Raw genomic sequence first — 13,275 nt, 5'->3', positions numbered from 1 at the left:
CCCTCCCGAGAGGCGTTCGCGCAGGTCAGAGTGGTTACGTGGGTAAACCTCGGACCCTCGCACGCCCCGGTCGCCGTCGGCGCCCCCGACACGGGCCCGGTGCGCCTGGCCGGCGGCAAGGTGCCCATCGGACCCGGGCCGCGCGTCGCCGACGCCCGCGCCGCCGCCGTGAAGGCGCCCCCGCCGGAGGCCGGTCTCGCCGCCTCCTGGTCCCGGCCGCGCGCCGGGGGCGCCGACGGCGACCGGGGCGTGCGAGGGGGGCGGCGGGACGGCGGGGCGTCCGCCGGCGCTGCGCCCGCCGCCGGACGCGGGCTTCACCGGCGGCCGGCCGCCGCGGCGCGTCTCGATGAGGCCGACCGCCCGCTCGGGCAGCCACGCCGACGCCGTACCGCTGTCGTCGGAGCCGGAGCCGAAGAGGTGGGGGGCGAGCTGGGCCTGGAGGTCGGCCGGGTTCGGGCGGGCCGTGGCGTCCATCTGCATACAGGACTCGATGAGCGGACGCAGTTCGTCGGGCAGGCCTTCGAGGTCCGGTCCCTCGCGGAGCAGCATGAACACCGTCTCGACGGGGTTGGCGCCGTGGAAGGGCGCGTGTCCGGTGGCCGCGAAGACGAGCATGGAGCCGAGCGAGAAGACGTCGCTCGCGCCGGTGACGCTGCGCGAGTCCTTGGCCTGCTCGGGCGACATGTAGGCGGGGGTGCCGACCGCGACGTTCGTCATCGTCAGACGGGTGTTCGATACTCCGGACGCGATGCCGAAGTCGATGACGCGCGGGCCGTCCTCGACGACCAGGACGTTCGACGGCTTCAGGTCGCGGTGGACGAGCCCCGCGCCGTGGATCGACTGGAGCGCCTCCGCGACGCCCGCCGCGAGCCAGCGCACCGCCTGGGCCGGGAGCGGCCCGCACTCGTTCACTATTTCCTCGAGCGAGGGGGCGGGGACGTAGGCGGTGGCGAGCCAGGGGACCGCGGCGCGCGCGTCGGCGTCGACCACGGCCGCCGTGTAGAAGCCGGAGACGGCGCGGGCCGCCTCGACCTCGCGCGAGAAGCGGACCCGGAAGAGCTGGTCCTCGGCGAGTTCCGTCCTGACCGTCTTGATCGCCACGCGCCGCCCGGAGGCCGAGCGCGCCAGATAGACCAGCCCCATGCCGCCGGCACCCAGCCGTCCCAGCACCTCGAACGGCCCGATCCGCCGCGGATCGTGCTGCGTCAGCTGATCCACCACTTGCCTGCCACCTCCCCGTACGGGCCGCGTCATCCACGTATGGACGCGGCCCAGTGCAGCGTCTCACCACCGCACCGCCGTGGCGGCACGCACCCCGATTCTTCCTGGCCGGGCGACAGGTTGCGAACCCGGGCCCGGATCGGGATGTCTCAGGACAAAACACCCGCCTTCGGAGGAGTACGGGCGGTCCGGCGCGGCGGTTCACGGCCGAATGCCGCCCCTAGTCCGGGATGTACCCCGCCCGGCGGCCCCGGATGTACCGCCCGGGAGGACGGCGGCCCCGGATGTACGGCCCGGGAGGTACGGGGTCAGCGCTCCAGGACGGCGAAGGACGCGCCCTGGTTGTCGGTGACCACGGCCACCCGTCCGTACGACGTCTCGAAGGGCGGCACCTGGACCCGGCCGCCGAGCCGGCTGACCGTCCCGAGCGTCTCCTCGCAGTCGCCGACGCCGAAGTGCACGAGGAAGTGGGGCGGCATCTCGGCCGCGAAGACGCCGGAGACCGGCACGCGGCCGAAGTCGGGGGTGGCGTCGGGTCCGAAGAGGGCGTCGTGGAAGAGGGTGCCGTAGAAACGGTCGACGGTCGCGGTGTCCCGCGCGTACAGCTCCGCCCAGCAGAAGGTACGGCGTTCGTGGCGCCGGCCGAACCCCGGGTGGGCGGCGGGCTGCCACAGGCCGAAGACGGCGCCCTCCGGGTCGGTGACGAGCGCGGCGGTGCCGAGGTCGCCCGAGGGGCCGGGCAGTTCGGTGGGCGCGGTGATGATCCCGCCGCCCGCCGCCGTGATCCGCCGGGCCAGCGCCCGCGCGTCCGGCGTCGCGAAGTACACCGTCCACACGGTGGGCATACGGCCGTCCCGCTTGGGCGTGAGCCCGGCGACCGGCGCACCGTCCAGCGCGGCCAGCGCGACCGGGCCGGCGCCCGCGGTCTCCCCGGCCGCCTCCGCCGTCTTGGGGAACGTCCAGCCGAACAGCTCGCCGTAGAAGCGCTTCCCGGCCTCCACGTCGGGCAACTGGGCGTCGGCCCAGCAGGGCACGCCCTCGGAGAAGGCGGCGGCAGCGGCAGTTTCGGCCATGCGCCCAAGCTAACGGCCCCGCGCGCATCCCGCAGAGCGGGCGCGTCCGCACCGGTGACACCCGTTCACCGCGCTGCCCGGACGCCCCCGAACCGCCTTCCCGGAACCCGCGGAACCCCCGCGCAGGACGGCCGCACCCCATTTGCAGTCGGCCGAATCGCGCTCCGATCACCCCTCGGTAAGCTGACGGCATGACAGGACAAGTGCGTACCGTCGACGGCCGCGTGGCCGGACGGCGTGGGCAGGCGACCCGGCAGAAGCTGCTCGACTGCCTCAGCGAGATGCTCAGCTCGTCGCCCTACCGGGATGTCAAAGTCATCGACGTCGCCCGGAAGGCGGGCACGTCGCCGGCGACCTTCTACCAGTACTTCCCGGACGTCGAAGGCGCCGTCCTGGAGATCGCCGAGCACATGGCCGCCGAGGGCGCCGGCCTGACCCAACTGCTCGAAGGACGGTCCTGGGTCGGCAAGGCCGGCTGGCAGACCGCGCAGGAACTCGTGGACGGATTCCTGGAGTTCTGGCGGAAGAACGACGCGATCCTGCGCGTGGTCGACCTCGGCGCGGCCGAGGGCGACAAGCGCTTCTACAAGATCCGCATGAAGATCCTGAACTCCGTGAACAACTCGCTCACGGACGCGGTGGCCGACCTCCAGGCGAAGGGCAAGGTCGACAAGGACGTGAACCCGGCGGCCATGGCCGGTTCCCTCGTCGCCATGCTCGCCGCGGTCGCCTCGCACCAGCGGGGCTTCCAGACGTGGGGCGTCAAGCAGGCCGAACTCAAGCCGAACCTCGCGCTGTTGGTCTACCTGGGCGTGACCGGGAAGAAGCCGACGAAGTAACTTACCCGACCTTTTCATCCCCAATTCCTGTCATGCGGGCGGCAGTTCACCCCGGACCTCTCCGGCGAACCGCCGCCCGCTGCGCTGTGCGGGAGGGCAGCGGTGGGGGCGGGGGTCTGGGTGGGGTCGCAGGTGGGTGTACGCGCTCGGGCTCACGGCCGGACTAGGCGGGGCCGTCGCCGGGGGCGGGTGCCTCGGGTGCGGGTGTCTCGGTTGCCTCGGATGCGGGCGCGTCGGGCGCCTCGGGTGCGGGTGCGTCGGGTGCCTCGGGTGCGGCTCGCCGGACGAGGCGGAAGAGGCGGATTTCCCGGTCTACCCGGGCCTGATAGGCGGCGTACGGCGGCCAGAAGGCGAGCGCCGTCCGCCATGCCGCGGCCCGTTCCTCGCCGGTGAGCAGGCGGGCGGTGACGGGGATGTCCTCGCCCTCGCGGTTGATGACGGCGTCGGGGTGGGCGAGGAGGTTGGCCGTCCAGGCGGGGTGACCTGGCCGCCCGAAGTTGGACCCGACGAGAATCCAGCCACCCTCACGGACGCCCGCTTTTCCTTGTCCGGCGGGGCCTGGCAGGCCTCCCGGGGCCGGCCCGGCGCCGGGGACTGGCTCGGTGCCGGGGACTGGCCCGGCGCCGGGGTCCGGCGGGCCTCCCGGGCGCGGCTTGGCTCCGGGGGCCGGCTTGGCGTCCGGGCCCGCCTCGGCACCCGGCGTCTGCCAGGCGCCCTGCGTGTTCGTCGCGGAGCCCGCCTCGGCCGGAGGCGGGGCCGCCGCGGGTTCCGGTACGCAGGCCAGCGGGGTCCGGCGCTCCAGGCCGCTCCGGGCGCCGCGCGCGGTCAGGACGAGGCCCGGCAGCATCCGGGCGCTGAGCAGCACCTTGCCCCGGGTGAGCCGGTGGACGGCCCGGTCGAGGGACGGCACGACATGCGGGGCCACCTTGGCGAAGGCCCGGGTCGAGGAGACCCGCTGGACCAGCCGAACGCCGGGCATCTTCCGGGCGCCGGTGCCGACGGCGGGGGCGACGCCTGTTCCGGTGCCAGGGGCGACGCCGGTGCCGACAGGAGAGGTGGACCCTGTTCTGACGCCAGGGGCGGCCCCCGTTCCGGTCCCCGGCGTACTCCCCGCGTCCCCTCCCGACCGCGTGCGCCCGAACCCGGCCATCAGACCCTCACCTCTCCCCCGTCGAAGAGGCGTGCGGCGTCGGCCGCGTGGGCGCGGAGGCGGTGTACGGGGCCGAAGAGGAGTTCGTCGCCGGCGGCCCGCTTGAAGGCGAGGTGGGCGTCGTGTTCCCAGGTGAAGCCGATGCCGCCGTGCAGTTGGATGCCTTCGGCCGCGGCGGTGCGCAGCGCCTCCAGCGCCTGGGCCAGCGCGAGCCCGCCGACCCGCTCACCCCCGGCCCGCTCACCGCCGGCCCCTGCCCCGGCCCCGGCCGCCCAGGCCGCGTAGTACGCCGCCGAGCGTGCCGCCCGTACCCCCACGAACACATCGGCCAGCCGGTGCTTGACCGCCTGGAAGGAGCCGATCGGCCGCCCGAACTGCTCGCGGGTCCGCACGTGTTCGACGGTGCGTTCCAGCGCGCGGTCGGCCACGCCCACGGCCTCGACCGCGAGGACGGCGGCGGCGGTGTCGCCGGCGGCGGCGAGAGCGGCGGCCACGTCGGCGCGCTCGTCGCCCAGCAACTCGGCTTCCACGTCTCGCAGTTGAACGCGGCCCTGCGGGCGGGTCACGTCGAGCGCGGTCTGCCGTACGCGGGACAGGCCCGCGGCGTCGGCCCGTACCAGGAAGAGCAGGGTCCGGGACCGGGCGAACCCGCCGGTGTGCGCGGCCACGACCAGCAGGCCCGCGCTGTGCCCGTCGAGCACCTGTTCCGCCTGCCCGTAGAGCCGCCAGGCGCCGTCCCTACGGCGGGCCTGGACGCCTCCGGCACGGCCGCCGCCCGCCCAGTCGCCGTGGTTGTCCCCGGCCAGGGCGAGCGCGGTGGCCAGACCCGTGCCGGGCACGGCGAGGGTGGCGGTCAGTTCGCCGGAGGCGAGCCGGGGCAGCAGGGCGGCGCGCTGGGCCTCGCCGCCGAGGGCGAGGATCAGCGGGGCGGCCAGGACGGCGGTGGCGAACAGCGGCGAGGGGGCGAGGAAGCGGCCCGACTCCTCGCAGGCGAGGGCGAGTTCGGTCGCCGAGCAGCCGACACCGCCGTACGCCTCGGGGAGGGCGAGTCCGGGCAGCCCGAGCTGCTGGGAGAGGGTCTTCCAGAGGGCCGGGTCGTGCCCTTCGGGGGTGCGCGCGGCGGCCCGGAGGTCGTCCGGGCCGCACCGTTTGACCAGCACCTCCCGCAGGGTGCGCCGGATCTCCTCCTGCTCCGCGGTGAGACGGGCGTCCATGGGCGGGCTCCTCCCTCGGGCGGCCGGCGGGGATCGGTCCGCCGTTCCCCGCCACGCTGACCTGACGGCCCGTCATATTAGGTTGGCGGACGGCGGATGCACAGAGCGGCGACCACCCCGGCCGACGCGACGACCGCCTCTCGGCAACCTCCCGACGGCCTCCCGACGGCCTCCCGACGGACTTCCGACGCCCCCCCTCGACGGACTTGCGACGACCTGCCGACAGCCACCCAATCTGATGTACCGTCAGATTCATGACGCATGCCACCCCGGGCCGCGCCGGCCGCAAGGTCGCCGTCGTCGGCATATCCCTCTCGGACTGCGGTCGCGTGGACGAGGCGACCCCGTACGCGCTGCACGCCCAGGCGGCCCGCCGCGCGCTGGCCGACTCGGGCCTGGACCGCCCGGTGATCGACGGGCTCGCGTCGGCGGGCCTCGGCACCCTCGCGCCGGCCGAGGTGGCGGAGTATCTGGGGCTGCGCCCCACCTGGGTCGACTCGACCTCCGTCGGCGGGTCCACCTGGGAGGTGCTGGCCGCCCACGCGGCCGACGCCATCGCGGCGGGTCACGCCAACGCCGTCCTGCTCGTCTACGGTTCCACCGCGCGCGCCGACATCAAGGCGGGCCGCCGCACCGGGAACCTGTCGTTCGGCGCGCGCGGGCCGCTCCAGTTCGAGGTGCCGTACGGGCACACACTGATCGCCAAGTACGCGATGGCCGCCCGCCGTCACATGCACACCTACGGCACCACGCTCGAACAGCTCGCCTCGGTCGCCGTGCAGGCCCGCGCGAACGCCGCGCACAACCCGGAGGCGATGTTCCGCACCCCGGTCACCGTCGACGAGGTCCTGGCGGGGCCGATGATCGCGGACCCCTTCACCAAGCTGCACTGCTGCCTGCGCTCGGACGGGGGCGCGGCGGTGCTGCTGGCGGCCGAGGAGTACGTACGGGACTGCCGTACGGCCCCGGTGTGGGTGCTCGGCACCGGCGAGTACGTCTCCCACACGAGCATGTCGGAGTGGCCGGACTTCACGGTGTCCCCGGCGGCGGTGAGCGGCCGGCTCGCCTTCGAACGCGCCGGGGTGCGGCCCGCGGAGATCGACCTCGCCGAGATCTACGACGCCTTCACGTACATGACGCTGGTGACGCTGGAGGACCTCGGGTTCTGCGCCAAGGGCGAGGGGGGCGCCTTCGTGGAGGCGGCGAAGGGGCGGCTGCTGGTCGGCGGAGAGCTGCCGGTGAACACCGACGGGGGCGGCCTGTCGGCCCAGCACCCGGGAATGCGGGGGCTGTTCCTGCTGGTGGAAGCGGTACGGCAACTGCGCGGCGAGGTGCCGCAGGCCCGCCAGGTACGCCGGTCCGACGGCGGCCTCCCGCGGCTGGCGGTGGCGTCGGGGACGGGCGGCTGGTTCTGCTCGTCGGGGACGGTGGTGCTGGGGAGGGAGTGAGGCGGTGCTCGCCGGGGGTGCGCGGGCGCGCCCGGGGTGGGCGGGCGCGCCCGGGGAGCGGCTGGCGTCCCGGGTGAGGCGGGCGCCCCGGGTGAGGCGGGCGCGCCCGGAGCGGGGCGGGCGCCCCGGGGTGAGGCGACTGCGTCCGGCTAGGGGCCGGGCGATACTCGACGGCATGGAACCGGATCTTCATGAGCTGCTGAGGTCGCTGCGGGTGTGGGACACGGAGCTGCCCGCCTTCGAGCCCGGGGAGGCGCCGGCGGACCCGCTGACGCTGTTCACGCGGTGGCTCGCGGAGGCCGCGGCGGCGGGGCAGACCGAGCCGCACACGATGTCGCTGGCGACGACGGACGAGGAGGGGCTGCCCGACGTCCGCACGGTGATGCTGCACGGCGCGGACGAGCGGGGCTGGGCGTTCGCCACCCATGTGACCAGCCGCAAGGGCCGTCAGCTCGCCGCCCGCCCGTACGCGGCGCTCGGCTTCTACTGGCCGGCGCGGGGGCGCCAGATCCGCCTGCGGGGCCCGGTCACCGTCGCCCCGGCCGAGGAGGCCCAGAGCGACCTGCACGCCCGCTCCACCGGTGCGCTGGCGGCGGCCCTGGTGGGCCGGCAGAGCGACGTCCTGCCCTCCCTGACGGACCTGGACCAGGCGTCCGACGCGGCCTGGCGGCAGGCGGAACGGTCCCCGGCCGCCCCGGCCCCCACCTGGACCCTCTACCGCCTCCACCCCACGGAGGCGGAGTTCTTCCAGGGCGATTCCCGCCGCCGCCACGTCCGCCTGAGGTACCGGCGGCCGGAGGGCGAGTGGGGGACGGAGGGCGAGTGGGGGACGGAGCTGCTGTGGCCGTGAGGGCGGGTCACGGCCTGCCGGCCGAGCCGTCCGCCTCGCGCTCGCGGGGTGCCGGCGCGGTGAACCCCCAGGTGGCGAAGTCCGCGACGGGGCGGTAGCCGACGCGCTGGTACAGGCCGTTGCTCGTCGGGTTGGCGAGGTCGGCGAAGAGCACGACCTCCTGGGCTCCGGCCGCCCGGGCGGCACGGCTCACCTCGGCGGCGACGGCACCGGCGTAACCCCGGCCGCGCAGGGCGGCCGGGGTGTAGACGGGGCCGACTCGCACCTGGCCGGCGACCGGGGGTGTCGCGCCCGCCATGGCGACCGGGGTCCCGTCGGGGGTCTCCCAGAGGGTGATGCCGCCGTAGGAGATCCGGTCGTCGGCCCAGGCCCCGCCGTCACGGTGCCCGCTTCCGCCGATGGCTCCGACGAACTCCCGGTACCAGCGGACGAGCAGTTCCCGGTCGGCCCCGCCCGCCACTCTGGCCCGTCCGGCCGGCGCGGGAGCGGGCGCCGTCAGCGCGTCGAGCCGGTACAGCCGCTCGCTGCCGACCCGCACGGCCGTGACCCCGGTCCGCCGCCGCCATGCCTCGGCGAAGGCACCCGCGGTGTCCGGCTCCGCCGCGGCCCCGGGCAGCGCGGCGTCCACGTCCGCGAGCAGTTCCGCGAGGGCGTCCGCGTCCCGCTCCGGCACGGCCGTGAGGTTCAGGCGGTACGGCGGTGTGCGGAAGAACGTGCCGCACACGACGCCGCCCCGCTCCAGCACACCGAAAACCGGCGCCCCCTCGCCGTACGCGCCCATCCCCCGCCGGCGCAGCGCGTCCGTCACGGTCAACGGCACGGTGTGCAGCGCGGGGCTGCCCCGCAGGAACTCCCCGGCCCGCCCGAGGAACACGTCGACATCCCGGACGACCCGCCACCCACCACCAAGAAAAGCCATACCGGATGATCCCGTGGTCCCCGCCGTCCCGCCTCCGATTTACGCGGACGCCCCTACGGCCCCCGCGCCCGCTCACCCCCCGACCGCAGGCTCCGGGTCCGATGCCAGCCGGCCGTGGAGGTGGACGTCGCGGAAGGTGTCGTGGCGGCCCGCTTCGAACATGGCGCCGCGGAGGGTGCCCTCGGCGCGGAAGCCGCAGCGTTCGGCCACGCGGCAGGAGGCCTCGTGGCCCAGGGCGTGGCCGAGGTCGAGGCGGTTCAGGGCGAGGTCCTTGAAGCCGTGGCGGGCGGCGAGGGTCAGGGAGCGGGTGGCGACCCGGCGGCCCCGCGCCTCGGGGAGGACCCAGTAGCCGACGCGGGCGCAGCTCATCACGTGGTCGATCATGTTGATGCCGATGTGCCCCAGCACCTCCCCGCCTTTCTCCCCGCCCTCCGCGTCCGTGACGCAGAACGAGACGGTGCCGCCGCTCGCCGCGTCCGCGATCCTCGACCGCAGCGACTCCCGCGCCTCGTCGATGTCCCGGATGAACCGCAGCGGGGTGTTCCAGCGCTGGAACTCCGGATCGGTCAGACCGCGCAGATACGCCGAGACGTCGGCGTCGGAATCCGCGTCCCAGGGGCGCAGCCGAAGGCCGAGCCCGGTCAGCTCGGGGAAGGGGTGGACGGCGAACTGTGCGTGGACCTCGGACATCCAGCCATTCAAACCCCTCCGCCCGCCGCGGTCACCTCCGGGGCCGTCCTCTCCGGGTCACCTCCGGGGCGGTCCTCTCCGGGTCACCTCCGGGGCGGTCCTCTCCAGGTCACCTCCGGGGCGGTCCGCTCCGGGGTCGCCTCCGGGGCGGCGGCCACTTCCGGGGCGGTCATGACCCGGTCAGCCCGGTTACACCGGCCACCCCGGCTGCCCCCGCCGCCCCGGCCGCCCCCGCCGCCCCAGGCGGCCCGAACACCGGCGTGCCCGCCCGGAAGGTCACCTCCAGGGCCATCCCGATCCGGAGTGCCGCGTGCTCGCAGCCGACCACCTCGGTCATCATCCGGGGCCCCTCCGCCAGGTCGACGACGGCGGCCACGTACGGCAGGCGGTCGCCGAACGGCGGCAGGTCGTTGCGGTGGACGACGGACCAGGTGTAGAGCGTGGCGCGGCCGGTCGCGGGCCGCCAGCTCACGTCCTCGCTCCAGCAGTACGGGCAGAACTCCCGGGGGTAGTGGTGGGCGCGGTCGCAGGCCGCGCAGTGCCGGATCAGCAGCCGCCCCTTCGCCGCCGCGTCCCAGTACGGGCGGGTGAACGCGTCCGCCTCCGGCACGTCGAACGGCCTGTCCGGCCCCGGCCCCGCCCCCGGCCCCGCCCCCGTCACCGGAACAGTCCCAGCACCGCGTCCAGCGACCACCTCTGCCACGCCATCGCGAACAGCGCGACCACCGAGATGAGCGCCATCATCGCGTTCTGCCCCTGTTCCGCCCAGTCGTGGATCATCAGCACGAGGTAGAGGAGGTTGAGGAGCAGTCCGCCGATCAGGGCCACCGGGGTCAGGAAGCCGGTCACCAGGCCGAGGCCCAGGGCCAGTTCGGCGTACACGACGACGTACGCCATCGCCTTCGGACGCGGCGCCACCACGGTGTCGAAGCCCGAACGCACCGCTCCCCAGCGGTGCTTGCGCGCGACCTCCGCCGCCCAGGCGATGCCGGTCCCCCGCTCGAACCAGCCCTTCTTGTCCTTGTGCCGCCAGCTCTCCAGCCACCACAGCCCGAGGCCGATCCGCAGCACGGCCAGCCACTCCGCCCCGCTCAGCCAGATCGTGTCCATGGGCCAACCTCCCGTGGAGAGCCGAGCTTCCGTCCCGTCCCGCATCTGACGGTACGTCAGTTTCGGTGAGCCGGTACGTCCGCGCAAGGGCCGGAGACGGACGGAGATGGACGGAGGCGGAGGGAGATGGGCGGAGACGGAGGGAGACGGGCGGAGGCGGGACCGAGGTGGACCACGCCCGGACCATTCGTGATCAGTTCGCAACCGATTCCGGTCTTGACCGAGACCTATCAACCGAAGTCGGGATTACGCTCGCGCTCATGGCCGACTCGACTGCTTCCACGACATCCCGCCCGGTGCCGTCCCACGAGGACCGCCCCGTGTACGTGATCGGAGGCGGTCCCGGCGGCCTCGCGGCGGCCCACGCGCTGCGCGCCCGGGGAGTCAGGGCCGTCGTACTGGAGAAGTCGGACCAGGTCGGCGCATCCTGGCGGCGCCACTACGACCGGCTCCACCTGCACACCACCCGGCGGCTCTCCGCGCTGCCCGGGCTCCCGATGCCGCGCCGGTTCGGGCGCTGGGTGTCGCGCGACAACGTGGTGCGCTACCTGGAGAAGTACGCCGAGCACCACCAGCTGGAGATCGTCACGGGCGTCGAGGTCTCGCGCGTCGAGCCCGCCCCCGGCGGCGACGGCTGGCTGCTGCGCGCCACCGGCGGCCGGGAGCTGACCGGCAGCGCCGTGGTCGTCGCGACCGGCTACAACCACACCCCGCGCGTCCCCGGCTGGCCCGGCCGCGACACGTACACCGGCGAGCTGCTGCACGCCGGCGCCTACCGCAACCCCGCGCCCTACGCCGGCCGTGACGTCCTGGTCGTCGGGGCCGGCAACACCGGCGCCGAGATCGCCGTGGACCTGGTCGAGGGCGGGGCCTCGCGCGTACGGCTCTCGGTGCGCACCGCGCCGCACATCGTCCGGCGTTCCACGGCCGGCTGGGCCGCGCAGTTCACCGGCATCGCCGTACGCCGCCTCCCGGTCCGGCTGGTCGACGCGCTCGCCGGGCCGCTGGCCAGGCTCAGCGTGCCCGACCTGGCCGCGCAGGGCCTTCCCCGGCCGGCCACCGGCCTCTACTCCCGCGTCAAGGAGGGGGCCATCCCCGTCCAGGACGTCGGTCTCATCGACGCGGTCCGCAAGGGCCGGGTCGAGGTGGTGGCCGCGGTGGAGGGCTTCGAGGACGGCAAGGTGGTCCTCGCGGACGGCGACCGGATCGCCCCGGACGCCGTGATCGCGGCGACCGGGTACGAGCGCGCGCTCGAAGGCCTCGTCGGACACCTCGGGGTGCTCGACGGGCGCGGGCGTCCCGCCGTGCACGGCGCCCGCACCCCGAAGAACGCGCCCGGCCTGTACTTCACCGGGTTCACCAACCCGATCAGCGGCATGTTCCGCGAACTCGCCCTGGACGCCGAGAAGATCGCCAAGGCGGTGGACCGGCAGGCGTCGAAGTCCCGGAACGCGGCGCCGTCGACCGGCTGATCACCGACTCGCGGGCGGTGCGGGCCGGTTGGCCGCCGTCAGTTCCGCCAGCTTCTGGAACTCGCCGAGGTCGTAGTTGGCGAGCGTGGAGTCCAGGTTGGTGAGCGCGCCGAGGCGCTCGACGAAGCCCTTGGGGTCGTACTCGATCTGCACGGTGACCCGGCTGGTCGTGTCGCTCAGCCGGTGGAAGGTGACCACCCCGGCGTGCTCGACGCCCTCCACGGTGTGCCAGGCGATCCGGTCCTCGGGCACCACCTCGGTGAGTTCCGCGACGAAGTTCTTTTCGGCTCCCGGCAGTTGGAGCTGCCAGGCGAAGCGCTGCCCGTCGAGCCGGTCGACGCGGCGCACATGGCTCAGAAAGGCCGGCCACCGGGTGACATCGCTCCACAGCGCCCACGCGACGGAGACGGGGGCCTGGACATCGACGGTTTCGACCAGAGAGGCGGACAAAACGACTCCTCACGGATTCCGGGCTCCGGGCGGAGCCTCCTGCCCTCCGGCGCCGGACGGAATGTCCGCCCCGGCCGGAGCGTTTGCGTTGTCGCGGGTACCCGCCGCCGGACCGCGCATGCGGGCGGCGGCCGTGCGGGACCGGCACCAAATCCAGGTAAAGGACTGCCGGAACCAGGCAATGACGGGGCTTCGCCGACGTGCGACGATGCGTCCATCGCCGCGGGGGCGGCAACGGAGGGTGGTGACGGCGCATGGCCTGGTTCCTGGGATTCGGTATCGCCGGGATCGTCCTCCTCGTCCTGTCCCTGGTCTTCGACGGGCTCCTGGAAGGCTTCTTCGACGGCGTCGGCCTGGTCGACGGTTTCCTCGACGGGCTGTTGTCGCTTCCGGTGATCGCCGGGTTCGTTTCGATGTTCGGTTTCGCGGGCGCCATCACCCTCGGCACCACCGGCTGGGGGGCGGTGGGCGCCGTCGCGGTCGGTGTCCCGGCCGGACTCGCCACCGGCTGGCCGGTGTACCGCCTCAGCCGGGCGCTGATGAGCGACGGGTCGGGCGCGGCGCCGCGCGGGGACGACGTGATCGGCGCGTCCGGCTCCGTCGTGACCGCCATCCCGGCCGACGGCTACGGCGAGGTGCTGGTGCGCCTGGCGGGCCAGCCGGTGAAGCTCTCGGCCCGAAGTCCCGTGCCCCTCGCCCGCGGCGCCGAGGTGTGGGTGGAGGGGACCTTGTCCCAGACGGCGGTCACCGTCCGCCTGGTCGAACGCTGAGCGACCCGGCCCCGGAGACCGTACCGCCGGTGACCGGAGGACCGGAGACCGTACGACCGGAGGATGCCC

General features: G+C 74.6%; 13 protein-coding genes and 2 pseudogenes. 5 read left to right on the top strand and 10 right to left on the bottom strand.

The window, feature by feature from the left end:
- Window positions 1–1,221 (bottom strand): serine/threonine-protein kinase (locus AB0912_RS26210; RefSeq protein WP_366703843.1); only part of this gene is annotated, 1,221 nt, incomplete at its 3' end.
- Between the two features lie 308 nt (window positions 1,222–1,529).
- A complete protein-coding gene (locus tag AB0912_RS26205; RefSeq protein ID WP_366703841.1) occupies window positions 1,530–2,294 on the bottom strand; it encodes a VOC family protein in 765 nt (254 codons plus the stop codon).
- 203 nt (window positions 2,295–2,497) lie between these two features.
- On the opposite strand from AB0912_RS26205, the gene AB0912_RS26200 reads away from it, so the two are divergent.
- Complete coding sequence (locus AB0912_RS26200; RefSeq protein WP_366703851.1) at window positions 2,498–3,133, top strand: TetR family transcriptional regulator; 636 nt, start codon at window positions 2,498–2,500, stop codon at window positions 3,131–3,133.
- A 277-nt stretch (window positions 3,134–3,410) separates the two neighbouring features.
- Here the strand turns inward: AB0912_RS26200 and AB0912_RS26195 are convergent.
- The 3 genes and pseudogenes from AB0912_RS26195 to AB0912_RS26185 all read right to left on the bottom strand — a co-directional run.
- Window positions 3,411–3,656 (bottom strand): annotated as a pseudogene (locus tag AB0912_RS26195) (nitroreductase family deazaflavin-dependent oxidoreductase); the annotation flags it as partial.
- Window positions 3,657–3,899: 243 nt separating this feature from the next.
- A pseudogene (locus tag AB0912_RS26190) lies at window positions 3,900–4,112 on the bottom strand (nitroreductase family deazaflavin-dependent oxidoreductase); the annotation flags it as partial.
- A 170-nt stretch (window positions 4,113–4,282) separates the two neighbouring features.
- A complete protein-coding gene (locus AB0912_RS26185; protein ID WP_366703839.1) occupies window positions 4,283–5,497 on the bottom strand; it encodes an acyl-CoA dehydrogenase family protein in 1,215 nt (404 codons plus the stop codon).
- 254 nt (window positions 5,498–5,751) lie between these two features.
- Here AB0912_RS26185 and AB0912_RS26180 point away from each other — a divergent pair, with 254 nt between their 5' ends.
- Window positions 5,752–6,945 carry an acetyl-CoA acetyltransferase gene (locus tag AB0912_RS26180; RefSeq protein WP_366703837.1) on the top strand — a complete coding sequence of 398 codons (1,194 nt, stop codon included), beginning with the start codon at window positions 5,752–5,754 and terminating at the stop codon, window positions 6,943–6,945.
- A 175-nt stretch (window positions 6,946–7,120) separates the two neighbouring features.
- The gene (locus AB0912_RS26175; protein ID WP_366703835.1) at window positions 7,121–7,795 is read left to right on the top strand and encodes a pyridoxal 5'-phosphate synthase; all 675 of its coding nucleotides are present in this window, start codon (window positions 7,121–7,123) and stop codon (window positions 7,793–7,795) included.
- Between the two features lie 7 nt (window positions 7,796–7,802).
- Here AB0912_RS26175 and AB0912_RS26170 read toward each other — a convergent pair whose 3' ends face one another.
- From AB0912_RS26170 to AB0912_RS26155, 4 genes are all read right to left on the bottom strand, one after another.
- Window positions 7,803–8,714, bottom strand: coding sequence for a GNAT family N-acetyltransferase (locus AB0912_RS26170; RefSeq protein ID WP_366703833.1), 912 nt, complete (start codon window positions 8,712–8,714; stop codon window positions 7,803–7,805).
- Window positions 8,715–8,786: 72 nt separating this feature from the next.
- Complete coding sequence (locus AB0912_RS26165) at window positions 8,787–9,404, bottom strand: GNAT family N-acetyltransferase (RefSeq protein ID WP_366703831.1); 618 nt, start codon at window positions 9,402–9,404, stop codon at window positions 8,787–8,789.
- A 169-nt stretch (window positions 9,405–9,573) separates the two neighbouring features.
- Window positions 9,574–10,065: a Zn-ribbon domain-containing OB-fold protein gene (locus AB0912_RS26160; RefSeq protein ID WP_366703829.1), complete on the bottom strand. Its 492-nt coding sequence runs from the start codon at window positions 10,063–10,065 to the stop codon at window positions 9,574–9,576.
- Window positions 10,062–10,514: a DoxX family protein gene (locus AB0912_RS26155; protein WP_366703827.1), complete on the bottom strand. Its 453-nt coding sequence runs from the start codon at window positions 10,512–10,514 to the stop codon at window positions 10,062–10,064. The genes AB0912_RS26160 and AB0912_RS26155 overlap by 4 nt, the downstream gene beginning before the upstream one ends.
- Window positions 10,515–10,774: 260 nt before the next feature.
- Between AB0912_RS26155 and AB0912_RS26150 the strand changes: the two genes are divergently transcribed.
- On the top strand, window positions 10,775–11,986 hold the full coding sequence (locus AB0912_RS26150; protein WP_366703825.1) for an NAD(P)/FAD-dependent oxidoreductase: 1,212 nt from the start codon (window positions 10,775–10,777) through the stop codon (window positions 11,984–11,986).
- Here AB0912_RS26150 and AB0912_RS26145 read toward each other — a convergent pair whose 3' ends face one another.
- Window positions 11,987–12,436 (bottom strand): SRPBCC family protein, encoded by a 450-nt coding sequence (locus AB0912_RS26145; protein WP_366703823.1) that lies wholly within the window; start codon window positions 12,434–12,436, stop codon window positions 11,987–11,989.
- A gap of 254 nt (window positions 12,437–12,690) precedes the next feature.
- Between AB0912_RS26145 and AB0912_RS26140 the strand changes: the two genes are divergently transcribed.
- The gene (locus AB0912_RS26140) at window positions 12,691–13,206 is read left to right on the top strand and encodes a hypothetical protein (RefSeq protein WP_366703821.1); all 516 of its coding nucleotides are present in this window, start codon (window positions 12,691–12,693) and stop codon (window positions 13,204–13,206) included.
- Window positions 13,207–13,275: the final 69 nt, after the last annotated feature.

It is taken from the genome of Streptomyces sp. NPDC007084, from assembly GCF_040703595.1.
GTDB lineage: Bacteria > Actinomycetota > Actinomycetes > Streptomycetales > Streptomycetaceae > Streptomyces.
This window is presented reverse-complemented; position numbering and strand designations above follow the sequence as displayed.

Excerpts from the sequence above, each read along its gene's own strand:
- AB0912_RS26205 (WP_366703841.1), bottom strand. The coding sequence starts at position 2,294 with ATGGCCGAAACTGCCGCTGCCGCCGCCTTCTCCGAGGGCGTGCCCTGC.
- AB0912_RS26185 (WP_366703839.1), bottom strand. The coding sequence starts at position 5,497 with ATGGACGCCCGTCTCACCGCGGAGCAGGAGGAGATCCGGCGCACCCTG.
- AB0912_RS26180 (WP_366703837.1), top strand. The coding sequence starts at position 5,752 with ATGACGCATGCCACCCCGGGCCGCGCCGGCCGCAAGGTCGCCGTCGTC.
- AB0912_RS26175 (WP_366703835.1), top strand. The coding sequence starts at position 7,121 with ATGGAACCGGATCTTCATGAGCTGCTGAGGTCGCTGCGGGTGTGGGAC.
- AB0912_RS26170 (WP_366703833.1), bottom strand. The coding sequence starts at position 8,714 with ATGGCTTTTCTTGGTGGTGGGTGGCGGGTCGTCCGGGATGTCGACGTG.
- AB0912_RS26165 (WP_366703831.1), bottom strand. The coding sequence starts at position 9,404 with ATGTCCGAGGTCCACGCACAGTTCGCCGTCCACCCCTTCCCCGAGCTG.
- AB0912_RS26155 (WP_366703827.1), bottom strand. The coding sequence starts at position 10,514 with ATGGACACGATCTGGCTGAGCGGGGCGGAGTGGCTGGCCGTGCTGCGG.
- AB0912_RS26150 (WP_366703825.1), top strand. The coding sequence starts at position 10,775 with ATGGCCGACTCGACTGCTTCCACGACATCCCGCCCGGTGCCGTCCCAC.
- AB0912_RS26140 (WP_366703821.1), top strand. The coding sequence starts at position 12,691 with ATGGCCTGGTTCCTGGGATTCGGTATCGCCGGGATCGTCCTCCTCGTC.